17 protein-coding genes are annotated in these 23,378 nt (G+C 59.9%); 11 read left to right on the forward strand and 6 right to left on the reverse strand.

Going from position 1 to position 23,378, the window contains the following annotated elements:
• The first annotated feature begins 27 nt into the window (after positions 1–27).
• Positions 28–1,644: an FGGY-family carbohydrate kinase gene (locus AC1DOG_RS05790; protein WP_112943284.1), complete on the forward strand. Its 1,617-nt coding sequence runs from the start codon at positions 28–30 to the stop codon at positions 1,642–1,644.
• A gap of 323 nt (positions 1,645–1,967) precedes the next feature.
• Here AC1DOG_RS05790 and AC1DOG_RS05795 read toward each other — a convergent pair whose 3' ends face one another.
• From AC1DOG_RS05795 to AC1DOG_RS05810, 4 genes are all read right to left on the reverse strand, one after another.
• Positions 1,968–3,716, reverse strand: a complete 1,749-nt coding sequence (locus AC1DOG_RS05795) for a glycosyltransferase family 2 protein (protein WP_477927048.1) — start codon at positions 3,714–3,716, stop codon at positions 1,968–1,970.
• Positions 3,701–5,002 (reverse strand): hypothetical protein, encoded by a 1,302-nt coding sequence (locus tag AC1DOG_RS05800; protein WP_112943282.1) that lies wholly within the window; start codon positions 5,000–5,002, stop codon positions 3,701–3,703. The genes AC1DOG_RS05795 and AC1DOG_RS05800 overlap by 16 nt, the downstream gene beginning before the upstream one ends.
• Positions 5,003–5,066: 64 nt before the next feature.
• Positions 5,067–6,368, reverse strand: coding sequence for an HlyD family secretion protein (locus tag AC1DOG_RS05805; RefSeq protein WP_477927049.1), 1,302 nt, complete (start codon positions 6,366–6,368; stop codon positions 5,067–5,069).
• Between the two features lie 338 nt (positions 6,369–6,706).
• Positions 6,707–7,168 (reverse strand): MarR family transcriptional regulator, encoded by a 462-nt coding sequence (locus AC1DOG_RS05810; protein WP_112943280.1) that lies wholly within the window; start codon positions 7,166–7,168, stop codon positions 6,707–6,709.
• 191 nt (positions 7,169–7,359) lie between these two features.
• Between AC1DOG_RS05810 and AC1DOG_RS05815 the strand changes: the two genes are divergently transcribed.
• Both AC1DOG_RS05815 and AC1DOG_RS05820 read left to right on the forward strand, forming a co-directional pair.
• Positions 7,360–9,396 carry an FUSC family protein gene (locus tag AC1DOG_RS05815; protein WP_477927050.1) on the forward strand — a complete coding sequence of 679 codons (2,037 nt, stop codon included), beginning with the start codon at positions 7,360–7,362 and terminating at the stop codon, positions 9,394–9,396.
• 85 nt (positions 9,397–9,481) lie between these two features.
• Positions 9,482–9,931: a YbaN family protein gene (locus AC1DOG_RS05820; protein ID WP_112943278.1), complete on the forward strand. Its 450-nt coding sequence runs from the start codon at positions 9,482–9,484 to the stop codon at positions 9,929–9,931.
• A 16-nt stretch (positions 9,932–9,947) separates the two neighbouring features.
• Here the strand turns inward: AC1DOG_RS05820 and AC1DOG_RS05825 are convergent, their stop codons facing one another.
• Entirely contained in the window at positions 9,948–10,838 is an 891-nt protein-coding gene (locus AC1DOG_RS05825) for an AraC family transcriptional regulator (RefSeq protein WP_112943277.1), read from the reverse strand.
• Positions 10,839–11,039: 201 nt separating this feature from the next.
• Here AC1DOG_RS05825 and melA (AC1DOG_RS05830) point away from each other — a divergent pair, with 201 nt between their 5' ends.
• The 6 genes from melA (AC1DOG_RS05830) (at position 11,040) to melA (AC1DOG_RS05855) (ending at position 20,044) form a co-directional block, all read left to right on the forward strand.
• Complete coding sequence (gene melA / locus AC1DOG_RS05830) at positions 11,040–12,506, forward strand: alpha-glucosidase/alpha-galactosidase (RefSeq protein ID WP_112943276.1); 1,467 nt, start codon at positions 11,040–11,042, stop codon at positions 12,504–12,506.
• A gap of 125 nt (positions 12,507–12,631) precedes the next feature.
• Positions 12,632–14,719 (forward strand): ABC transporter substrate-binding protein, encoded by a 2,088-nt coding sequence (locus AC1DOG_RS05835; RefSeq protein ID WP_111560630.1) that lies wholly within the window; start codon positions 12,632–12,634, stop codon positions 14,717–14,719.
• 108 nt (positions 14,720–14,827) lie between these two features.
• The gene (locus tag AC1DOG_RS05840) at positions 14,828–15,835 is read left to right on the forward strand and encodes an ABC transporter permease (protein ID WP_112943274.1); all 1,008 of its coding nucleotides are present in this window, start codon (positions 14,828–14,830) and stop codon (positions 15,833–15,835) included.
• Between the two features lies 1 nt (position 15,836).
• Positions 15,837–16,970, forward strand: a complete 1,134-nt coding sequence (locus AC1DOG_RS05845) for an ABC transporter permease (RefSeq protein ID WP_112943273.1) — start codon at positions 15,837–15,839, stop codon at positions 16,968–16,970.
• 14 nt (positions 16,971–16,984) lie between these two features.
• Positions 16,985–18,652: an ABC transporter ATP-binding protein gene (locus AC1DOG_RS05850; protein ID WP_112943591.1), complete on the forward strand. Its 1,668-nt coding sequence runs from the start codon at positions 16,985–16,987 to the stop codon at positions 18,650–18,652.
• 21 nt (positions 18,653–18,673) lie between these two features.
• The gene (melA, locus tag AC1DOG_RS05855) at positions 18,674–20,044 is read left to right on the forward strand and encodes an alpha-glucosidase/alpha-galactosidase (protein ID WP_112820139.1); all 1,371 of its coding nucleotides are present in this window, start codon (positions 18,674–18,676) and stop codon (positions 20,042–20,044) included.
• Positions 20,045–20,101: 57 nt separating this feature from the next.
• Here the strand turns inward: melA (AC1DOG_RS05855) and AC1DOG_RS05860 are convergent, their stop codons facing one another.
• Positions 20,102–20,473 (reverse strand): hypothetical protein, encoded by a 372-nt coding sequence (locus AC1DOG_RS05860; RefSeq protein ID WP_112943590.1) that lies wholly within the window; start codon positions 20,471–20,473, stop codon positions 20,102–20,104.
• Between the two features lie 193 nt (positions 20,474–20,666).
• Here AC1DOG_RS05860 and AC1DOG_RS05865 point away from each other — a divergent pair, with 193 nt between their 5' ends.
• Positions 20,667–21,593, forward strand: a complete 927-nt coding sequence (locus tag AC1DOG_RS05865; RefSeq protein ID WP_112819868.1) for an ArsR/SmtB family transcription factor — start codon at positions 20,667–20,669, stop codon at positions 21,591–21,593.
• A gap of 107 nt (positions 21,594–21,700) precedes the next feature.
• Entirely contained in the window at positions 21,701–23,212 is a 1,512-nt protein-coding gene (gene arfA, locus AC1DOG_RS05870) for an arabinosylfuranosidase ArfA (protein WP_112943272.1), read from the forward strand.
• Positions 23,213–23,378: the final 166 nt, after the last annotated feature.

Raw genomic sequence — 23,378 nt, forward strand, 5'->3', positions numbered from 1 at the left:
CCATTTATGCTAGAAAGATGAGAGACAATGAGCGAAGAAGTCCAAACACCGCGCTACGTGATCGGCGTTGATGTCGGCACAGGAAGCGCTCGCGCCGGGGTGTTCGATCTCGGCGGACGAATGCTGGCCAGCGCCAAGCGTGACATCTCGCTTTACCGTGAAGCCGGCTCAATCGTAGAACAGTCGAGTAACGAGATCTGGCAGGCAGTCGGCGAAGCCGTGCGTCAGTCCGTTCGCGATGCCGGGGTGGCGGCGAAAAATGTCGTAGGATTGGGCTTCGACGCCACCTGCTCGCTCGTCGTCCTCGGCGACCAGGGAAAGCCCTTGCCGGTTGGCCCATCGGAAGATTCGCAGCGAAATATTATTGTCTGGATGGACCACAGAGCGGTTGCCCAGGCGGATCGGATCAATGCGCTCGGCCACGAGGTCCTGCGCTACGTCGGCGGCCGCATTTCTCCAGAGATGGAGACGCCCAAGCTGCTCTGGTTGAAGGAGTGCCGCCCCGAGGTGTTCGAGGCGGCATGGCAGTTCTTCGACCTTGCCGATTTCCTGACTTGGCGGGCCACAGGCGACCTTTCGCGATCCACCTGCACCGTGACCTGCAAGTGGACCTATCTCGCGCACGAGAAGCGCTGGGATCCGACATATTTCGAAGAGATCGGCCTCGGCGCGCTAGCGGATGAAGGCTTTGCCCGCATCGGCCAGGCGATCGTCGAGCCGGGCTCGGCACTCGGCGGCGGCCTGACGCCGGCGGCGGCAGCGGAACTCGGGCTGCTACCGGGGACGGCGGTCGCTGCTGGACTGATCGATGCTCATGCCGGCGGGATCGGGACGGTTGGCTTCGGCGACGGGCCGACGGCGAACCTTGGCTATGTCTTCGGTACCTCATCGTGCACGATGACATCGACCGTCGAACCGGCCTTCGTGCAGGGCGTATGGGGGCCTTATTATTCGGCGATGGTTCCCGGGCTTTGGCTCAACGAAGGCGGTCAGAGCGCTGCCGGCGCAGCAATAGAACAGCTGATTTCATTTCATCCCGCTGCCGCGCAGGCGTTGCAGAGTGCAAAAGAAAAAGGCCAGTCGCTTCCCGTGATGCTTGCCGACATTGCTGCCAGCAAGGCAGGAACCGACCCAACCTCGCTCGTTCAGGGCCTTCATGTTGTCCCTGAGTTCTTGGGTAACCGCGCACCGCTTGCCGATCCACACGCTCGCGGGCTGATAGCGGGCATGGACATGGAACGCGATATCGACAGCCTCGTTCGACTGTATGTAGCAGGGCTCTATGGCATCGGCTATGGCCTCAGGCAGATCATCGACGCCCAGGCGCAGGCGGGCGTCGAGATCAGTTCCGTCGTCATCAGCGGCGGGGCTGGCCAGCAAAGCTTTGTTCGTCAGCTTTTGGCGGATGCATGCGGTAAGCCCATCGTCGCAACGATTGCCGACGAACCGGTATTGTTAGGCGCGGCGATCCTGGGCGCGGTCGCCAGTGGCTGTTATCTCGATGTTCGAGAGGCGATGGTTATGCTGACCAAGGTCGATGAAACGTTCATGCCGTCGGCAGGGCGAACCGCTGAAAGCCATCTGAGACGGTATGATGCTTTCAAGGCGCTACAGCAGTTGGGCCAGAAAGTGCGTGGTTGTTGATGACACGTCGAAGAAGACGTGAAAGCTTGTATGGTCGGCTTGCATCTGGGTGCCAGACTCCGGCGTTTCACGGGCCGACCTCTGCGCCTTTAACGGATCTCGTGCGCCGAACATCACCTCGAAGCGCCTGAACGGCAGGTTCCAGTTGTTGATCGCTTGTGGTCCTGACTATGCCGTCGAGACAGCGATGCCGGAATGAGTGAGCCACTCGGACAGGCATGTTCCTGAACAATCGGTATCTCTGTTTTATTCCATGCGAAAAATGCATAGCTGCACTGCACAATAGTGCCTAGAAAATGAACAGATATCGGTTATATTCATTTTTAACGAAGCGATGCACCTCCTCCCGCAAAGCTTCGTGGTTCGGGCGCCCCACTCCTACTATCGATCATGCAGGGAGCGGCCTTGCCGCCGCTGGCGACCTGTCCTTCGCGGGCAAGCGCAAGCTCAAGCTTTTCAAGGGGCGGGCGGGGGAGCTCGATGCAGACGAGCATCGACACGAAGGCGTAGACCATGACGACCATGCCCCAGGCGACGCTGAAGCCGTCGAGATCGTTGTAAGTGCTGAGCAATGGCCCGTTGAGCATGCCGACGAAGGTCAGCACAATGATGGCGAAGAACGTCGCGGCGATCGGATAAAGCACCTCCACACGCCCGCGATCTTCACCCTTGGCGGTAACCTTGAATGGCCGGCCGAAGGGGTGGAAGAGGGCGTGGATGAGGGCGATGGTGATCGGAATGGCCGAGACCATCTGCGAAACCTCGGTGAAAAGCGGCAGGCTCCGCCGCCCGGAAACCCAGGAATGGAATGTCCACATGCCGGCGACCATCGGCAGCGCATAGAGGAAGAACGCCTCCGGCTCCATCAGAATGGCAGGCAGGCCGAGGAAGTAGAAGAGAAGTGGGGCGGCCATAAGGAGCAGGATGAAGGGCCGGCAGAACCAGAAGAGCAGGCCGTGGAAATAGTGCAGCCGCTGCATCAAGGTGTAGCCGCGTCCCAGAAACGGGCCATCCTTCAGGAGCGCCACCTGGATGGTGCCCAGGCACCAGCGGCAGCGCTGTGTGATATATCCCGAGAGGCTCTCGGCCGAAAGGCCGACGCTCAGGCGTTCATTGAGCCAGCGGGTTTTCAGGCCCTTCTGCATCAGGCGATAGGTGAGGTGGATATCTTCAGTCACCGTCTCCTGCGGCATGCCACCGATCATATCGAGCGCATCACGGCGGACGATACAGGACGTTCCCACGCAAAAGGCTGCGCCCCATCCGTCCTTGGAGGGCTGCATGACGTCGAAGAAGATGCGCTGATCGTCGACCCATGCCTTCGAGGCTAGCAGATTATGCTGGACCGGATCGGCATTGTAATAGAACTGCGGCGTTTGGATGAGGCCGATTTCGGTGTCGATGAACTGGCCCACCGTTCGTTTCAGGATGCCGCGCTGCGGCGCGAAGTCGGCATCTAGAATGAGGATGAAGGGGGCGTTGGTGTCCTCGGCGGAACGTCGTACCGCGTTGTTGATGTTGCCGCCCTTGGCGCCGACGTTGTCGTTGCGGCGTAGATAGCGCACGCCGATCTCGTTGCAGTAATCCTCAAGCCAATCGCGGCGTCCGTCATCCAGGACCCAGACGGTGAAATTGCTGTAGTCGATCGCCTTGGCGGCGAGGATCGTGCGCTCCAGAATGGACAGTTCTTCGTTGTATGTGCAGATGAAGATATCGACGGCCGGGTGGCGCGAATGTTGCGCGATCAGCGCTTCGCTGGCGTCGGCGGCGCCACTGTGGTCGGTCCGCTTGAAGAAGAAGACGATCGAAAGCAACGTGTAGAAGATGACGACCACTTCGAAGCCGAGATAGAAGCGCGGCCAGATCGCGTAGGGGCTCCACTCGAAGTCCGGCAATGTCTTGGTGATGCGGAAATACAGATAGTTCAGGAGCATGACGACCAGGATCGTGCCGAAAATGACGCGGTCCTTGCCGCGATTGGCGTCCAGCAGCCAGGCGCAGCCCACGATCAGCGCGATCGCCAGCAGTGAGAACAGTATTGAATCCGACAAGGTGACTACTTCGGGGGACATGGACCATCCTTGCTGCTGGCCTTCATCTGGCCTTTCAGGCCGACGAAGGGGTTGATATCGAGAGCGGCAAGAACGGCCCAGCCGGTCGCGCCGATATGCGGCAGTCGGTAGTACTTGAAGTCGCCGGGCGCCGAGTTCGGCCCGACCTGCAGGCCTGTCGTTAGTTGCTCGTTTTCCGTGGCGTAGACGAGGCCGCCGGGCTCGCGCTGCTTGGCGATGGTGGCAAAAAGCGGTTCGGCCTTTTCGGGTTGGCCGGTCTCGCGAAGCACGAGCGCGGCCTGCGCCGTGCCTTCCAGCCAGACGCCATCGCGGTCGTTGTTGAAGTCGTAGCCGCCCTCCACCCCGTGGTTCAGGTCAGTCCATTCCATCACGCGATCGGCCCTGGATTTGAATTCCGGAACCGCGATCAGCGGCCAGAGTTCGGCGTCGAGGCCCGACATGCCCACGTTCGGAGCGTTGCTGTCGGGCACGCTGCCGATATAGAAGCGGCCTTCCGGCTCGGTCCACATGGTCTTGAGAAACTGCAGTGCGCTGTCGCCCTGGTGCGTCCAGTCGCCACCCGCATCTAGCCGGGCGAGCCAGCTGTCGGCGGCGTAGACGTCGAGATTATGCTCCGTCGACTTCCAGGTCATCCGCTCCGGCGTCGGCTCATGACCGAAAAAGCCGCCGAAATAGCCGTCATTCTTCGGATCGGCCGTGCTGCGGTGGATCCAATCCATGATTTTACGGGCGGAGTCGAGATAGGCCTGCTGGTCGGTTTCCTCATAGGCCATTAGCAGGGCGAGCGCGCCCCAGGCTGTGCTGCCGGTCGCAGTTCCGACCTGATAGCCGTCCTCGATCCAGGAATTGCTCGCCGCGCTCCAATAGCCTGGAAGCAACATGCCTTCCTTGCCCGGAATGACCGTGCCGGAGCGATAGGCGTTGCGCAGGCGACCGTCGTGGTAGTGACGGTCGGTTTCAAGCGCGACCACCAGCGCATCGGCAACGCGGCGGGCTTCGGCTGTACGCTGGCAGCCGTAAAGCGCCATCATCGCAAGCGCATTGTCGTAGGTGAAGCCGGTATTCTCCAGCGACGGATGCAGCGCCGAACCGCCATTGGCCGGCTCGAAACTGCGAAAGACGAATGGCTGCTCGGGCTCGCCCGTCATCTTGGCGGCCAGCGCGTCGCACATCGAGCAGGCGAGCTGCGTCTTCGCCTCATCATCGGCACGCGCCGCGTTGATTGCCGCTGCAAACAGGATGGCAGCCAGGAGTGATGCGATCAACCCGCGCCAAACCTCACCCATTGACGAGTTCATGCCCTTCATTTTCGCCCCTCGCAATACGCGGATAAACGTTCAGCTTGGCTCTTCAGGGTGTCGCTATCTTGTCGGCCGGCGGTTGCGGACCGGTGCCCTTGTCCAGCGATGTGGATGCGGACAGAACAATCGCCGGCGATGTCAGCCCGGCAACGACAGCCATCGAGTACCGCGCGATACGGGAGGTGATGGTCTCGCCGAGAGAGACGATGACATCCTCGCCGACGTGGCATCCGAAGAACTTGTCGTTGTTTTGCTGGGCAACACTGCCGTCCTGGGCGGTCGGCTCGTCGATCTTGACCAGAACATAGACCTCATGGCCCTCGGCCTCTGGGAATTTCGCGAAATAGCGGTTTTCTGGGCCGGAGTTAAAGTACCGGACGATCTTGTAGATGTGCCCGCTGCGCTTCACGCCAAGGCTGCGGAAGTTGACCATCGCGGGCGTGCCGATCTCGAGCGCGGTCACGTCACGGCTTCGGTAGACGGCCGCGGCGAAGGCCTCGGTGCAGTCGAGCGACTTGGCGACCGGCTGGCCCTGCATGACGAAATCGCCGAAGGATGCGTCGACGCTGACGATCTGGCCGTGGCGCTCGGCGGTGACCTCGGCCGCACCGGTCTTGCCGAGGCGTCCTTCCTCGCGCGAGATCAGGTTCTCGACCTGCTGCTTGCGCTCCGTCATTTGGTTGATTTCGATATTGTCCTCGGCGATGTCGCCGGCGAGCTTCGTGCGTTGCATCTCGAGCGTCAGCAGGTTCGCGGCAACAGTGCCGCCGGTATAGATATCGCGGCCGACAAGCGACTGGACAATCTCGTTGCGGCGCAGCTCGCCCTTGGCGGAATCAAGCTCGGCCTGGGCTGCATTGCGCTTCTGGCGCTGTGGCTCAAGACTACTGTCGGAAATCAGGCCCTTTTTAAGGAGCGTCTGCTGGCGCTGCAGCAGCGCGTCCTGCTCGTTGAGGCGGGCCTGATAGGTTTGGACGTTGAATTCAGAATTGACGATCACTGCCGAGAGTTCACTCAGAACGCCCGCCTTGACGCTGTCGATCTGCGTCTTGACCTTGTTAAGTTGCTCGGTGCGCTCGGCCGCTACGCTGGTCGTGTTGTTGAGCTTTTCGGTCAGATCGAGCTTTTCCAGCCTGAGTCCCGTCAGAGATGTCTGATCTTGGTTGGGGTTTGAGACCGTTGCCATGACGTCGCCGAGATTGACGACCTGGCCAACCTGCAGTGAGATCTTATCTACCCTGCCGTAGATGGGAGAAGCGATCAGCTGCACCGGTGCGTTGATCACCGCCCGTGTCGAGACGATGAAGAATTGGTTGGGAACCATCGCCATCGCGATGATAAAAATCAGCATAAATGCAAACGCATAACCTAGGATACGCGATACAGATAGTATCTTACGGTCCTTGGGGTCGATACCGTTATTTGCGGCCTTCATTTTTCAATCCTGACATCATCATGCTGCAGGTGAAGTGAAGGGCGTTTCCAGGGTGGTGTTTTTTATTTGTAAAGTCTTTTATATGAGGAAGAATATTCAAGCAAATAAAATTCATCTACTTTAAGTGATGTATTGAGTGGCATCTCCATTTTTATTTGGTTGATGTTGCAATATTGCCAGCAGCACTTAATTGCCGTGTTTACTATTCTTCGAATCTGGCTATTTGTTTGTGACACTTCTATATCTTTTTGGTCTCAGTCATCGTTAGTGTTTTCTACACTTGCCCGCACAATGGCATCCAAGACGCGGTGGGCTGCCTCGATGTCGGCATCATCGACGTTGCGAAGCACTCTGTTGCGCAATGACGCGATGACGCGTTCGACGCGTTCTGCCAGTTGCTGTCCGTCGGGGGTCAACCAAATTGTTTTGGCACGCCTGTCGTCCGGGTCGTCTTTGCGTTCGATATGACCACCGGCGGTGAGTTCATCCAGCAGGCGGACCAGCGATTGGCTGGCGAGGCCGAGGCTTTCGGCAAGCTGAACCTGCCGGACACCGCCGCCTGACCGGCTGATCAGAAGGAGCAGATTGGCGCGCGACGCCGAAATTCCGTCCTCTGCCAGCGCTTTCTCCGCCATGCGCTTCCAGATGCTTCCCGCCTGTAGCATGCTGGAGGTGACCGCTGCTCTGCGGCTCAAGGGTTTCGTCTGCCTTGTCATCCTCTGCGTCCGTCCCTTGCTGTTTCTCGTTGAAAGAGCGCTAAAGGCGCTCGCTCGCGCAGTAAAGCATATTGTTTTATTTTAATTCGTATGCGAATAGTACGTAAGCGATCGAAATTACGAGCTGTAGCGCTCACCTCCGGTTTCATATGGCAAGCAAGAAGCTCACCTGGCTCCCCGATACGTGGGACATGGTTTTCTCGATTAAGACATTCATTGCAGCCATGCTGGCGCTGTTCATTGCCTTGTGCTTTGACCTGCCCAATCCCTATTGGGCTGTGACTACCGTCTACATCGTTGCCCATCCGCTATCAGGCGCAAGCACCTCGAAGGCGGTCTATCGCCTGGTCGGCACAGCGGCGGGTGGGGCGATGAGCATCATTCTCGTGCCCAATCTCGTGAATGCGCCGGAATTGCTGACATTGGCGATCGCGCTTTGGGTCGCGGTTTGCCTCGCGATCAGCCTGCTCGACCGCACACCGCGCAGCTATGGTTTCATGCTGGCAGGTTACACGGCCGCGCTCACCAGCTTTCCGCTGGTCGACAACCCGTCGGCAGTGTTTACCTATACCACCTCGCGCGTCATAGAAATCTCTGTCGCAGTCATCTGCGCGGCAGTCATCAACCGAGTTGTTTTTCCACGTCATGCCGGTCCGGTACTGACGGCGCGCATCGATGCTTGGTTGAGCGATGCATCTGTTCTGATTGCGGCAGCACTCGACAGACGCCCGGAGGATCCCACACTGATGCGCACATCCGGCCGTCTTGCGGCCGAGGCCGCCGATATCAGAACGTTCACGACCCACGTGTCCTACGACACGTCAAGCCACAGTCAGCTCGTCAGCGCTTCACGCGAGTTGCAGCGTCACATGATCACGCTCCTGCCCGTGGTGTCCGGCCTCGTGGATGTGGATGGCGCGCTAACAAGGACGGGGTACGAACACACACACGCCGTCAAGAAGCTCATTGCTGGTGTCGAGGCGTGGATGCGGACAAAAGAGCCGATGTCGGAGGAGTGCTACAGCGAGATGCTGGCGCCGCTTCAGGCGCTTGAGGCTGAAGCGATGTGCTCAAGCGGGTGGCAGGATCTGCTGGTGCTGGATTTCTCAGCCCGGCTGCGCGACCTGCTGGAGATCTGGAACAAATGCGTGGGCTTGCGGCTGCATATTGCCTCGGGATCACGGCCTGCCTGGAAGGGGCAGTCGTTCGGCTTCAAGCAGGAAAGCGCGCGCCCGATTCACAGAGACTATGGCATGGCGCTTTTCTCCGGTTTTTCGGCCGCTCTGGCCATCGTGCTGGGCACGGTCTTCTGGATCATGACAGGCTGGAGCAGCGGCGCCGGTGCACCTGTGATCGCAGGCATTCTCATCTGCTTCTTTGCCGCGATGGACAATCCGACGCCGATTATTCGCAAGTTCATGATCTTCAGCATGGTCGCGATTGTTCTCAGCTTCGTGTTTGTATTCGCGGTAATGCCCGTTCTCAGCGGATTCTCCTCGCTCGTGCTGGCGCTGAGCTTTCTCTTTCTGCCGCTTGGCGTGCTGATCGCGCGCCCATCGACCTTCCTGCTCGGAATGGCTTTGTCCGCCAACATACCGACGATGCTGACACTGCAATCGAGGCCTAGTTTCGATCTCGCCTCCTTCCTGAATGCCAATCTCTCGACGGTCCTCGGAACGCTGATGGCGATCGGTATTGCGGCCGTGGTTAGGTCAGTTGGCGCGGAGTGGAGCGCGCGCAGGCTCTTCAAGGCCGCATGGGCTGACATAGCCGCTGTGGCGCGCAAGTCGCAGAAGCGCGACCCCCAGGCCCTGCTATATACGATGCTGGATCGTCTTTCGCTGATGGTACCGCGTCTTGCCTCGTTGGCGCAGGATTCCGCTGTTACCCAGGCGGACATGCTGAAGGATATGCGGGTTGGAACAAGCGTCGTCGATCTGCAGGCATGCAAGGGGCCGCTTCTCGCAGACCAGCGTGCAGCCGTAGACGAGGTTCTCGATGCTGTTGCGTATTTCTACGCGGAAAGACGGCGCACGCTCGAGACGCAGCCGGACCAGTCGCTGCTGCAGTTGGTCGATGCCGCGATCGATACGGTTCGTGGCCCTGTCAGGTCGTCGGCGGTGCGCAAGATCCTGATGGCGCTAGTCGGTCTTCGGCACAATCTTTTTCCCAATGCTCGCCAGTTGCAGGACAGCGAGCCGCTAGCGTTGCGGGAGGCGGCAGAATAGCGGCGATTACCGGAAAAATGACCATGTATCTTGCATTGCGCCACGCTGTCGTGAAAGGGATACTGCGCCCTCTATAAACCGGAAGATGTCTGTGAAACCCGGCCGCGTCACTGCCCTCACTTTGCGTGCAGGATATTTTATCCTTGGCATACTGATGCTGGTCCTCGCCTTTATCGGGGCGTTGCTGCCGCTAATGCCGACGACCATTTTCCTGATCCTAGCCGTCTGGTGCTTCACCCGCTCGTCGCCCCGTCTCGAAACCTGGGTTCTGAACCATCCGACGTTTGGCCCCACACTGCGGGCGTGGCGCGACCAGGGCGCGATATCGATGCGTGCCAAGGCCATGGCGCTCACCGGCATGGCTGGGGGTTACGTGGTGTTCTACCTCGCGGCAAGTCCGGGCATATGGCTCGCACTTTTTGTCGGCTTGCTGATCGGGGGATGTGCATTTTATGTCGGGTCGCGGCCGCTGCCATCCGCATCGGCGCCCTCGGACGCCGATCGTGGCACCCCACCGCAAAAGTCTTCGGATTGAACCAGCCCGGCTGCCATCAGCGCGGTCTGCCGACGCTGGCATACATGCCGGTCGTGCGAAACTCCGTCGGATTGGTGCCGTAGACCCGACGGAACACTTTGGAGAAATAGTTGGCGTCCTCAAAGCCAGAGCGGATCGCCACTTCCTTGACCGGCATGTGGGCAGTCTTCGTCAACAGCTTGACCGCCCGTTTCAAGCGCTTCTGCAGCACATATTCGGCCGGCGGGAGGCCTTCGTTGGCAGCGAACATGCGAGAAAAATGCGCGCGGCTGAGGCCTGCCACCCTGGCGAGGTCCTCCACCGGTAGCGGCTTTTCAAGATTGTCAGTAATGTAGTCGATGACGTGCTGCATGGTCCTGTACTCTTCGCTGAATACGGGATGCGAGCCGAACACGTCGTCATAAAGGGCCATCGCCGCCTCATAGGCAATTGACGACGCCAAGCCAGGCGTTTCGCCGCCAGTGATTAGCCGTAGGCTGCAATCGGCAAGATGTTCGATCGTCCGCGGCTGCAGTTTCAAGATCGGACCGGTGACCGCGAGGATAGATCGGTGAATGCGCAGTGCTTCCTCGCCGTTCATCGAGATCCAGAAGAACTCCCAGCGATCTCCGTCCTCCAGCCAGTAGCGATGATTGTGTGGCACCAGCACCAGCAAAGTCTCGCCCCCCTTCACCCGCAGTTCGCGATTCTCGTAGCGTAGATTGCCAGCACCGCTAATCGTGTGCTGCAACACGGTAAAAGGCGTCTGCCCGCGCTTGCGTCCATCCCAGTCATAGGTGGCATTCTCTCGCACTTCGTAACCGGTGCTTGTTGGCATGGTATGCAGGGATTGTCGGCCGCGCGGCAGGGAAACCGTTCGCATGGACGGCCCACGATCGATCAAATCCTGCAGCACAAAATTACCCATGAAAGCATAATCCTTCTCTGGCGGCCTTGAAGATTTTACGCATAATCCGCCCCAAGAGAGAGAACACCGCCGGGCTCATGGAGCGGCGGGGAGGAGAATAAGCCGGATTTCTGGCCTTTTTCGTCGTCGGACGCAAGCCCGCGGCCTATTCTTCTTCCTGCTATCCAAATCCGGCATCTTAATCGCATCGAGGCTAGGATCATGAGTTTCAAAATCGCTATCATTGGCGCAGGCAGCGTCGGCTTCACGAAAAAGTTGTTCACCGATATTCTGTGTGTTCCAGAATTTCGGGATATCGAGTTCGCGCTCACGGACATGAGCGAGCACAATCTGCAGATGATCAAGCAGATCCTCGATACGATTGTTGCATCGAACAAACTGCCGACCAAGGTGACGGCGACGACCAACCGGCGTGAAGCGCTGACCGGCGCTCGCTACATCATCAGCTGTGTGCGCGTCGGTGGTCTGGAAGCTTACGCCGACGATATCAGAATTCCGCTGAAATACGGCATCGACCAGTGCGTCGGTGACACGATCTGCGCCGGCGGCATTCTCTACGGTCAGCGCAACATCCCAGTCATCCTCGACTTCTGCAAGGATATTCGCGAAGTCGCTGAGCCGGGCGCCATGTTTCTGAACTACGCGAACCCGATGGCTATGAACACGTGGGCCGCGATCGAATACGGCAAGGTCAATACCGTGGGTCTTTGCCATGGTGTCCAGCACGGAGCCGAACAGATTGCCGAAGTGCTCGGCGCGAAGTCTGTCTCCGAGCTCGACTACATTTGCTCTGGCATCAACCACCAGACCTGGTTCGTCGATCTGAAGCTCAACGGTCGCAAGATTGGCAAGGACGAGCTGGTTGCCGCCTTCGAGGCGCATCCCGTGTTCTCGCAGCAGGAAAAGCTGCGCATCGACGTCCTGAAGCGCTTCGGCGTTTATTCGACGGAGAGCAACGGTCACCTGTCGGAATACCTGCCCTGGTACCGCAAGCGGCCTGATGAAATCACCAAATGGATCGATATGTCGGACTGGATCCACGGCGAAACCGGCGGCTATCTTCGCCACTCCACCGAAACCCGCAACTGGTTCGAGACGGAATTCCCGCAGTTCCTCGCTTCGGCCGAAAAGCCGATCGATCCGGCCAAGCGCTCCAACGAGCACGCCAGCCACATTCTCGAGGCGCTGGAGACCGGCCGTGTCTATCGCGGTCACTTCAACCTCAAGAACAACGGCGTGATCACCAACCTGCCTTCTGATGCGATAATCGAATCGCCCGGCTTCGTCGATCGCTTCGGCATCAACATGGTCTCCGGCATCACCATTCCGGAAGCCTGTGCTGCGACCTGCATGGCGTCGATCAACGTCCAGCGCATGTCGGTTCATGCCGCCATCAGCGGCGACATCGATCTCCTGAAGCTCGCCGTCCTGCACGACCCGCTGGTCGGCGCGGTGGCGACGCCGGAAGAGGTCTGGCAGATGGTCGACGAAATGGTTGTCGCCCAGGCGCGCTGGTTGCCGCAATATGCGGATGCGGTTCCGGCCGCCAAGGAACGTCTGGCGAAGTCGACGGTGAAGACCCGCGAATGGGCAGGTGCGGCACGCCGCAACGTTCGCTCGATCGACGAGCTCCGCGCCGAGAAGGCGGCGCTCAAGCAGGCCGTGTAAGTTTCCCCGGAGGACGGGTGGCGATGGCGTTCCAAGGAGGGGACGCCATCGCTGCAAGCCCGTTTCCGGATCGTTGAGGAGAACCGGGGCAGCCGACAAGCGTCCCGATACAAAAGGGAGAGACGATGAGACATTACCGCAACCTTGGCATTCTGGCCGGACTGGCGCTGAGCGTCTCGGTCCAGGCTTTGAGCGCCTACGCCTCCGAGCCGACGACGCCACCCGTCCCGCCGCAGTTTCCGGCGGAAGGTAAGATCAATTACGTATCGAGAGATTCCATCGAGGAGTTCAAGGCGCTTCCCTCGTATAACGAGCCGGATTGGGTGAAGAAGAACTTCGTTGACACCGGCAAGCTTCCCCCGGTCAAGGACCGTCTCCCCAAGGAGCCGCTGGTCTTCAAGACCGACAATATGGTCGACGGCATCGGCGTCTATGGCGACACGCTGCGCCATGTCATCGGCGGCCGGCCGGAAGGCTGGAACTACGGCGCCGGCCAGACACAAGGCTGGGGCGGCATCGATATCGGCCTTTCCGAATGCCTGACGCGCACCGCACCGCTCTTCCAGGTCGAAGCCAAGGACACCGAGCCGCTTCCGAACCTCGCCAAGGGCTGGGAATGGTCAGAAGATGGCCATAAGCTCACCATGCACCTCATCGAAGGTGCCAAGTGGTCTGACGGCGTTGCCTTTAACGCCGATGACATCATGTTCTACTGGGAAGACGAAGTCGTCGATCCAAACGTCTCGCCGCTTGGCGGCGGCGCTTCGCCCGAGGCTTTCGGCGAGGGAACCACGCTGAAGAAGATCGACGACTACACCGTCGAGTGGACCTTCAAGGAAGCTTTCCCGAAGCAGTATCTCTACACGATGGCGTACCCGAATTTCTGCCCGGGCCCGTCGCATATCCTGAAGCCCCAGCATCCGAAATACTCGAAGAACACCTACGACCAGTTCAAGAACGCCTTCCCGCCTGAGTACATGAACATGCCCGTCATGGGCGGTTGGGTGCCGGTTGAGTACCGTCCCGACGATATCATCGTGATGCGCCGCAACCCTTACTACTGGAAGGTCGACGAGAAGGGCAACCAGCTGCCTTACCTCAACGAGCTGCACTACAAGCTTTCGACCTGGGCGGACCGCGACGTGCAGGCCGTTGCCGGCTCCGGCGACATTTCGAACCTCGAGCAGCCGGAAAACTTCGTGGCATCGCTGAAGCGCGCCGCCGAAAAGACGGCACCCGCTCGTCTCGCCTTCGGCCCGCGCCTGATCGGATACAATCTGCGTATGAACTTCTCGGCCAATGGCTGGGGCGAACCGGATGGGCGCAGCCAGGCGATCCGCGAGCTGAACCGCAACGAGGACTTCCGCAAGGCGGTCACCATGGCTCTCGATCGCAAGGCGATCGGCGACTCTCTCGTCAAGGGTCCGTTCACGGCGATCTATCCAGGCGGCCTGTCCTCGGGCACGAGTTTCTACGACCGCAACTCCGTCGTCTACTATCCCTTCGACCTCAAGGGTGCCAAGGCGCTGCTTGAAAAGGTTGGGTTGAAGGATACCGACGGCGACGGCTTCGTGAACTTCCCCGCCGGCACCGAAGGCGGCAAGAACCTCGAAATCGTGCTGCTCGTCAACAATACCTACAGCACCGACAAGAGCCTCGCGGAAGGTGTCGTCGGGCAGATGGAAAAGCTCGGGATCAAGGTCATTCTCAATGCCCTCGATGGTCCGAAGCGCGACGACGCTCATTACGGCGGTCGTTTCGACTGGCTGATCCAGCGCAACCCGACGGAACTTGCATCCGTGGTGCAGAACACCGAGCAGCTCGCTCCGGTTGGCCCCCGCACCAGCTGGCAACACCGCGCTGGCAAGGACGACAAGGTCGATCTGATGCCTTACGAGCAGCAGCTGGTCGACATCGTCAACAAGTTCCGCACCAGCCAGGACAATGACGAACGCGTCGCCCTGATGAAGCAGTACCAGAAGATCGCGACCGAGAATGTCGATACGGTTGGCCTCACGGAGTACCCGGGTGCGCTGATCATCAACAAGCGCTTCTCGAACGTACCGGCCGGAACGCCGATCTTCATGTTCAACTGGGCTGAAGATTCCGTCATCCGCGAACGCTTGTGGGTGGCTGCCGACAAGCAGGGCAAGTACGAGCTGTTCCCTGAGCAGCTGCCCGGCAAGCCCGGCGAAAAGGGCCCGATCAACTAAGTTCTCCTCCCGAAGAAACGGACCGGCCGCGCGTGATGCGCGGCCGGGCAAGATCAACAAGCCGGCCGCACCGAAAGGCGCGACTGGCAGCAAGGAGAAACGAGCCCGATGTTACGCTTCCTGCTCGTGCGCATAGCGTCCGCCATCCCCGTACTGATCATCCTGAGCATCGTGACCTTCGCGATCATCCAGGCTCCGCCGGGCGACTATGCCGATTACATCCGATCGCAGCTGATCAACCAGAGCGGCGCGTCCTTCGAAGCCGCCGAGGCGCAGGCCCAGGCCTACCGCGTTGCGCATGGCCTCGACCAGCCGATGGTCATTCAGTATTTCGCCTGGATCAAGGGCATCATCACCCAGGGTGATTTCGGCTACAGCATGTTCTACAACAAGCCGGTCGCCGACGTCGTTGGCGAACGCCTGCCGCGCACGCTGCTTCTGGCGCTGGTCTGTCACATATTCGCGTCGATCCTCGGTATCGGCTTCGGCATCTGGGCGGCCACCCGCCAGTATAGCTGGATCGACAGCCTGCTCTCGGGCATCTCCTTCCTCGGCATGACGGTGCCGCGCTTCCTGATGGCGCTGATCATCGTCTACCTGATGGTTTTCCACTTCAACGTCTCGGAAATCGGCAGCTTCTTCTCGCCGCAATATGGCGGGGCGCCGTGGTCCTGGGCGAAGTTCGCCGACCTCGTCCACCACGTCTGGCCTGTCGTCGCCATCGCCACGTTCGGAGGGCTCGCCTACAACATGCGCGTCATGCGCGGGAACCTGCTTGATACGCTGAACGCGCAATACGTCGAGACGGCCCGCGCCAAGGGTCTGTCTGGCAGCGCCGTGGTGATGCGCCATGCAGTACCCAACGCGCTGCACCCGCTCGTCATGTACCAGGGCGTCGTGCTTCCCTATATGCTGACCGGCGAAATCGAGACGGCGATCATCTTCTCGCTGCCGACGGTCGGTCCCGCGATCGTCGGATCGATGGCGGTCGGAGACGTCTATGTCACCGCCACCTTCATGATGGTTCTTTCCGCGACGCTGATTGTCGGCAACATCATCGCCGATATGCTGCTTGCCATGCTGGACCCGCGCGTCCGCCAGTACGGAGGAGCCTGATATGCTCGCCTTCGATTCCGCTCCCCCGCCGCCGCACGAAGAGACCGTCAAGGGTCTGCATAACGGCAACGAAAGCTATCTGTCGCTGGTCTGGCGTCGCCTGCGCCGTTCCTGGACCGGCATGATGGGCCTCGTCCTCGTCGGCCTGCTGCTCTTGATGGCCGTGTTCGCCGATTTTTTCGCGCCGATGGACCCCAAGGCCACTGATACCGGCTTCGCGCCGCCGCAGATGGTGAGCTTCCACGATAAGGACGGCAATCTCACCTATCCGCCGCGCGTCTATGCACTCGGCGAATCCGAGGAGCTCGATCCGGTAACGTTCCAGCCGATCGTCGGCCCCGACTATGACAATCCGCGCGTACTCGGCTTCTTCGTCAAGGGCTCGGAGTACAACCTTCTCGGCCTGATCCCAACCGACCGCCACTTCTTCGGCTCCGTCGATGGGCAGCCGGTGCATTTTCTTGGTACCGACAAGTTCGGCCGTGACGTTCTCGCGCGCGCCATCATCGGCTCGCGCATCTCGCTCACCATCGCGCTGACGGTCGTATTCATCGTCACCGTCATCGGCACCACCGTCGGCATGGTCTCCGGCTATTTCGGTGGCTCGTTCGATGCTTGGGTACAGCGCTTCGTGGAAATCGTGCTCGCCTTTCCGCAGCTGCCGCTTTATCTGGCGCTAACCTCGCTGATCCCGGTGACGGCGCCGACCAATGTCTTCCTCGCCTTCGTCATCGTCGTCATGTCGGCGCTCGGCTGGGCGCAGATGTCGCGCGAAGTGCGCGGCAAGACGCTGGCGCTCGCCCGCATCGATTACGTCCGCGCGGCCATGGCCGTCGGCGCCACGGACCGGCGCATCATCTTCCAGCACATCTTCCCGAACGTGATGAGCCACGTCATCGTTGCCGTCACGCTGCATATCCCGAGCGTCGTGCTGCTCGAATCCTTCCTCGGCTTCCTCGGCTTTGCCGTGAAGCCGCCGCTGATTTCCTGGGGACTGATGCTGCAGGACACCGCCAACTATTCGGTGATCGGCACTTATCCCTGGATCCTCGCTCCCGTCGGCTTCGTGCTCGTCACCGTCTTCGCGTTCAACGCGCTCGGCGACGGTCTGCGCGATGCGGTCGATCCCTATTGATTGAGGTGAAGAACATGGCTCTCGCACTCGTCAACTCGTTTGCCCCGCCCGTCCGCTTCGATCACGATGCGCACACGGAAAGCCCGGTCATCGACGCCCGCAACATCGGCGTCAACTTCAAGGTCGAGCATGGCACCGTGGAGGCGGTGAAGGATATTTCCTTCCAGCTCTACCGCGGGGAAACCATTGCCATCGTCGGTGAATCCGGCTCCGGCAAGTCCGTGACGGCCCGCACCGTCATGGGGCTCTTGTCGAAGCGCGCCGTCGTCGCGCCGAAATCGACCGTCGACTATGACGGCGCCAATATCCTGAAATATGCCGAGCGCGAGCGCCGCAAACTGCGCGGCGACCGCATCTCGATGATCTTCCAGGAGCCGATGAGCTCGCTGAACCCGATCTACACGATCGGCAGCCAGATCGTCGAAGCGATCCGCGTCCACCGCAAGGTGAGCAAGAAGCAGGCGGAAGCGCGTGCGCTCGAGCTTCTGAAGCAGGTGCAGATCCCCGATCCCGAAGCGCGCCTGAAGCAGTATCCGCACCAGCTGTCCGGCGGCCAGCGACAGCGCGTGATGATCGCCATGGCGCTCTCTAATGATCCTGACGTGCTGATCGCCGACGAGCCGACCACCGCGCTCGACGTGACGGTTCAGGCGCAGATCCTCAACCTCATCCGCAATCTGCAGAAGGAAATGCGGATGGCGGTGATCCTGATCACCCACGACCTCACCGTTGTCCGGCAGTTCTCCGACTACGTCTACGTGATGCAGCATGGCGAAATGCGCGAGCACAACACGACGGAAAGGCTCTTCGCCAATCCGCAGCACAGCTACACCAAGCATCTTTTGAGCTCCGAGCCGCGCGGCCAGGCGAACCCGTTGCCCGAGGGCTCCGAGGTCATTCTCGACGCCAAGGGCGTGCGCGTGTCCTTCATGATGCGCCACGGCAGCTTCTTCAAGCCGGAGTTGAAGGAGCTCGTGGCCGTCGACAGCCTGGGGCTGACGCTGCGCAAGCACGAAACGCTTGGCCTCGTCGGCGAATCCGGTTCCGGCAAGACGACCTTCGGGCAGGCGCTGTTGCGGTTGAACGATGCAGACAATGGCGAGATCTATTTCGACCGCCAGCCGATCCACGGCAAGTCGCGCAGCGAGATGCGGCCGCTGCGCTCGCGCATGCAGATCGTCTTCCAGGATCCGTTCTCATCGCTCAATCCGCGCATGACGATCGGCCAAATCATCGAGGAAGGACTTGTCGTCAACAAGCTCGGCGCGACCAAGGCCGAGCGGCTGGACCGTGTGCGCGAGGCGCTGATCGCGGCGGGCATGCCCGGCAATATCCTGTCGCGCTTTCCGCATGAATTCTCTGGCGGCCAGCGCCAGCGTATCGCCATTGCCCGCGCCATCGCGCTCGAGCCGGAGTTTATCCTGCTCGACGAGCCGACATCGGCGCTCGATCTTTCGGTGCAGGCGCAGATCATCGAGCTCTTGCGCAAGCTGCAGGACGAGCGCGGCCTCAGCTATCTCTTCATTTCGCACGATCTCAAGGTCGTGCGTGCCCTCTGCCACCGGGTGATTGTCATGCAGCATGGCAAGATCATGGAAGAGGGACCCGTCAACGAAGTTCTCACCAATCCCAAGACCGCCTACACCGAACGGCTCGTCAAAGCCGCTTTCGAGGTAGCCTGATTGCCAATGCCGGAGGATATTATGGCAAGAAACCCCAAGATCACCTTCATCGGAGCTGGTTCCACCGTCTTCATGAAGAACATCATCGGCGACGTGCTGCAGCGACCCGCGCTGTCGGGCGCGACCATCGCCCTGATGGACATCAATCCGCAGCGCTTGGAAGAAAGCGCCATCGTCGTCAACAAGCTGATCTCGACGCTGGGCGCAAAGGCCAAGGCCGAGACCTATTCGGACCAGCGCAAGGCGCTGACAGGTGCCGACTTCGTGGTCGTCGCCTTCCAGATCGGCGGCTATGAGCCCTGCACGGTCACCGACTTCGACATTCCGAAGAAGTTCGGCCTGCGCCAGACGATTGCCGATACGCTCGGTGTCGGCGGTATCATGCGCGGCCTGCGCACCGTGCCGCATCTGTGGAAGATCTGCGAGGACATGCTCGTGGTCTGCCCCGAGGCAATCATGCTGCAATACGTCAACCCGATGGCGATCAACACCTGGGCGATCGCCGAGAAGTATCCCACCATCAAGCAGGTCGGCCTCTGCCACTCGGTTCAGGGCACGGCGATGGAACTCGCCCACGATCTCGATATCCCCTATGAGGATATTCGCTACCGCTCGGCCGGCATCAACCACATGGCCTTCTACCTGAAGTTCGAGCATCGCCAGCCCGACGGCTCCTACAAGGACCTCTATCCCGATCTCGTGCGCGCCTACCGTGAAGGTCGCGCTCCGAAGCCGGGCTGGAACCCGCGTTGCCCGAACAAGGTGCGCTACGAGATGCTGACCCGCCTCGGCTATTTCGTCACCGAAAGCTCCGAGCATTTCGCCGAGTACACGCCGTACTTCATCAAGGAAGGCCGCGAGGACCTGATCGAGAAGTTCGGCATTCCGCTCGACGAATATCCGAAGCGCTGCATCGAGCAGATCGAGCGCTGGAAGGGCCAGGCGGAAGCCTATCGCTCGGCCGACAAGATCGAGGTCAAGCAGTCGAAGGAATATGCCTCCTCGATCATCAATTCGGTCTGGACCGGCGAACCCTCCGTGATCTACGGCAACGTCCGCAACAACGGCTGCATCACCTCGCTGCCGGAGAATTGCGCCGCCGAAGTTCCATGCCTTGTCGATGCATCCGGTATTCAGCCGACTTTCATCGGTGATCTGCCGCCGCAGCTGACCGCTCTGATGCGCACCAACATCAACGTGCAGGAACTGACGGTTCAGGCGCTGATGACTGAAAATCGCGAGCACATCTACCATGCAGCGATGATGGACCCGCATACCGCGGCCGAACTCGACCTCGACCAGATCTGGGCGATGACGGACGAACTGCTGGCCGCGCATGGCGACTGGCTGCCGGCATGGGCGCGCACCGCGCGCAAGGTTCAGGCCGCCTGACCAACTCTCTCCCGGTCACGGCCTCAAGAAGTCCCGCGGCTCAGCCGCGGGGCTTTTTTAGCGTCTCTGAATTGGCGGCGGTTGTGGCTGGGGCTGGGGCTGTTCCTGACGTTGATTCAACGGCAGCACATCCTGGAAACCGATCTCGGGGCAGCCGCGAACATTGGCGAAGATGATGTCGCGCCGTTCGCCCCATTCCGTCAGTCCCCGGAGCGTCAGCGTGTCGTTGTCCTGATAGACCACACTGGTGCGGATGATACCGGCACGTCGCGCGAGGTTCTTCGCCTGGCTGACATTGCACTGCCCCTCGGACGGCGCCACGCTCCATATGGAGGTTCCCCGGCCGTCGTTCTGCCAGCCTTGGGCTGCCACTAGCGTCGGCGCCAGCGCGGTCAGAAGCAGGAATGTCGTGCGGAACGTGGCTCTCAAGATCGGCGACCCCATGTTGCGATGGTCCCGTCATAGCATGGGATCATGACCACGACGGAAACGCAGCCGGTAAAATTAGCCAGGAATGGAAATGCATGAACAGGCAGGCGATTTCAGTTCGGACAATTGAACAAATCAAAATATTCGATATACAACAGTAATACGCATTTCATCTTCCGCGAACGGGATCCATATGAGCCGCAACTTTCTTGTCGTCGATCCCGAGGAGGGCATGCCCATTTTGAAGGGGCTGGCATCGCCGGCAAGGGTTTCCGTATTGAAGCTTCTGCACGAAAAGGGGCCGCTCAACGTCAACGAAATCGCTGATATTCTTGAGCTACCGCAGTCCAGCGTCTCGACCAATGTGCAGATGTTGGAGGAGGCGGGGTTGATCCGCACCGAGACGCAAAAGGCGCGCAAGGGCAACCAGAAAGTCTGTCATAGCGTCTATGATGAGATCCTTGTCGTCTTCAAGAATGAAATCAAGGAAACCGAACCGGATGCGATCGAGGTGGCGATGCCGCTTGGCCTCTACACCAGCTACGATGTGACCGCGCCCTGCGGTCTCTGCTCGGTGGATGGGATCATCGGTCTGCTCGACGTACCCAACACTTTCCTTGATCCAGATCGCATGAAGACGGCGCTGATATGGTTCACGCGGGGTCATGTCGAATACCAGTTTCCCAATAATGCCAGGCTGACCAACACCCCCATCCGCGAGATCGAGTTCGTCATGGAACTGAGCTCCGAAGTGCCCGGCACCAGCGCCGACTGGCCCTCTGATATCACGCTCACGGTCAATGGTATCGATATTGGCACCTGGACGTCCCCCGGCGATTTCGGCGACAAACGCGGGGTTTTCACGCCGGATTGGTGGAAACTGAAGGGTTCGCAGTACGGCAAGCTGAAGAGCTTCCGCATCAACGACGAGGGCGCCTTCGTTGATGGACTGCGCATTTCCGACGTGGCGCTTTCGGATCTGAAACTCGACGAGCATCACTCGATTCGCCTGCGCATCGGGGTTCGCGATGACGCAAAGCACCCTGGCGGCATCAATATTTTCGGTCGTGGTTTCGGCAATTACGATCAGGATATCTTGCTGCGTATCAGAACACGCTAGACTGTACCCGATTTTCTGAATTTTGCCCTTGACCCCGGCCGAGGCTTCCGCTTTATTCACCTCAAATTGTGATATGGATCACAAAGAATGATATAGTGGAGGGTATCATGAAGGCTGCGGTTACCGCGCATAGCAGGTACACGATCTCGGACATCGACCCGCGCCTGTACGGCTCGTTCATCGAGCACCTCGGTCGCGCCGTCTACACCGGCATCTACGAGCCCGACCATGCGACCGCCGACGAAAACGGCATGCGCAAGGATGTGATCGATCTCGTCAAGGAGCTGAACGTTCCGATCGTGCGTTATCCCGGCGGCAACTTCGTCTCGGCCTATAACTGGGAAGACGGTATCGGCCCCAAGGAAAGCCGCCCGACGCGCCTCGACCTTGCCTGGCACACCTCCGAAAGCAACCAGGTCGGCATGCACGAATTCGCCGAATGGTGCGTCTCGGCCAAGACCGAGATGATGCTCGCCGTCAACCTCGGCTCTCGCGGCCTGGATGAAGCCCGCAACTTCCTCGAATACGTCAACCATCCCGGCGGCAGCGAGTGGAGCGACAAGCGTATCGCCAACGGCCGCGCCGAGCCTTGGGACGTGAAGCTCTGGTGCCTCGGCAATGAGATGGACGGCCCCTGGCAGATCGGCCACAAGACGGCCGACGAATATGGCCGACTGGCGCATGAGACCGCCAAGGCCATGCGCGCCTTCGACAGCTCGCTGGAGCTGGTCGTCTGCGGCTCGTCCAATGCCCACATGCCGACCTATCCCGAATGGGAAGCGACCGTTCTCGACCACACCTATAACGAGGTCGATTATATCTCGCTGCACATGTATTTTGAGAACCGCGCCAAGAACACGGCCAACTATCTTGCCCGCAGCATCGAGCTCGACAACTACATTGGCACGGTCGCCGGCGTCATCGACTACATCAAGGCGAAGAAGCGCTCGACCAAGGACGTTTATATCTCTTTCGACGAGTGGAACGTATGGTACCACTCCAAGGAACGCGACAAGGCGACGCTCGCCGGCGCCAATGGCTGGCCGCATGCACCGGCGCTGCTCGAGGACGATTATAACTTCGAGGACGTGCTGCAGGTCGGCTGCATCCTGAACACCTTCATCAACCGCGCAGACGTGGTGAAGATCGCCTGCCTCGCGCAGCTGGTCAACGTCATCGCTCCGATCATGACGACGCCGGGCGGTGCCGCATGGCGCCAGACGATCTTCTATCCCTACTACTTCGCTTCGGTTTATGGCCGGGGCACGGCGCTGAAGTTGATGGTCGACAGCCCGGCCTACGAGGTCGAGGATGTCGGCAGCGTGCCATACCTCGACGTCTCGGCCGTCCATGACAAGGACGCCAAGACGGTCACCTTCTTCATCGTCAACCGCCACGGCACGGAAGCGCTCGATCTCGACGCCAGCCTGCTCGAATTCGGCAACCTCAGCGTCATCGACGACCAGGTCGTCGCCCATTCGGATCTCACCATCACCAACACGGCCGAAAAGCCGAACAATGTGGTGCCGGTGAAGGCGAGTGGTTCGGCATTCGCCGATGGCAAGCTGACGGCGAAGATCGCGCCTTTGTCCTACCGCGTGATCCGGCTGCAGGCTTGATCCATTAAATCACGATAGCTGATACATATCGAAGATATGTTGACATCGTAATTGTATGATTTAACGTCAGCGAACCAGATTTGACGTGCCACTGGGAGGAGAAGATGGGAGCAACCGCTTCTGTTATGGCACCTTCATGGACGAAAGGCGGCCTGCTTCTCGAAGC

The organism is Rhizobium sp. 01N48, from assembly GCF_056399145.1.

Bases quoted from the DNA above. Each gene is read 5' to 3' on its own strand.
- AC1DOG_RS05790 (WP_112943284.1), top strand. From the start codon at position 28: ATGAGCGAAGAAGTCCAAACACCGCGCTACGTGATCGGCGTTGATGTC.
- AC1DOG_RS05795 (WP_477927048.1), bottom strand. From the start codon at position 3,716: ATGTCCCCCGAAGTAGTCACCTTGTCGGATTCAATACTGTTCTCACTG.
- AC1DOG_RS05800 (WP_112943282.1), bottom strand. From the start codon at position 5,002: ATGGGTGAGGTTTGGCGCGGGTTGATCGCATCACTCCTGGCTGCCATC.
- AC1DOG_RS05805 (WP_477927049.1), bottom strand. From the start codon at position 6,368: ATGCTGATTTTTATCATCGCGATGGCGATGGTTCCCAACCAATTCTTC.
- AC1DOG_RS05810 (WP_112943280.1), bottom strand. From the start codon at position 7,168: ATGACAAGGCAGACGAAACCCTTGAGCCGCAGAGCAGCGGTCACCTCC.
- AC1DOG_RS05815 (WP_477927050.1), top strand. From the start codon at position 7,360: ATGGTTTTCTCGATTAAGACATTCATTGCAGCCATGCTGGCGCTGTTC.
- AC1DOG_RS05820 (WP_112943278.1), top strand. From the start codon at position 9,482: ATGTCTGTGAAACCCGGCCGCGTCACTGCCCTCACTTTGCGTGCAGGA.
- AC1DOG_RS05825 (WP_112943277.1), bottom strand. From the start codon at position 10,838: ATGGGTAATTTTGTGCTGCAGGATTTGATCGATCGTGGGCCGTCCATG.
- melA (WP_112943276.1), top strand. From the start codon at position 11,040: ATGAGTTTCAAAATCGCTATCATTGGCGCAGGCAGCGTCGGCTTCACG.
- AC1DOG_RS05835 (WP_111560630.1), top strand. From the start codon at position 12,632: ATGAGACATTACCGCAACCTTGGCATTCTGGCCGGACTGGCGCTGAGC.
- AC1DOG_RS05840 (WP_112943274.1), top strand. From the start codon at position 14,828: ATGTTACGCTTCCTGCTCGTGCGCATAGCGTCCGCCATCCCCGTACTG.
- AC1DOG_RS05845 (WP_112943273.1), top strand. From the start codon at position 15,837: ATGCTCGCCTTCGATTCCGCTCCCCCGCCGCCGCACGAAGAGACCGTC.
- AC1DOG_RS05850 (WP_112943591.1), top strand. From the start codon at position 16,985: ATGGCTCTCGCACTCGTCAACTCGTTTGCCCCGCCCGTCCGCTTCGAT.
- melA (WP_112820139.1), top strand. From the start codon at position 18,674: ATGGCAAGAAACCCCAAGATCACCTTCATCGGAGCTGGTTCCACCGTC.
- AC1DOG_RS05865 (WP_112819868.1), top strand. From the start codon at position 20,667: ATGAGCCGCAACTTTCTTGTCGTCGATCCCGAGGAGGGCATGCCCATT.
- arfA (WP_112943272.1), top strand. From the start codon at position 21,701: ATGAAGGCTGCGGTTACCGCGCATAGCAGGTACACGATCTCGGACATC.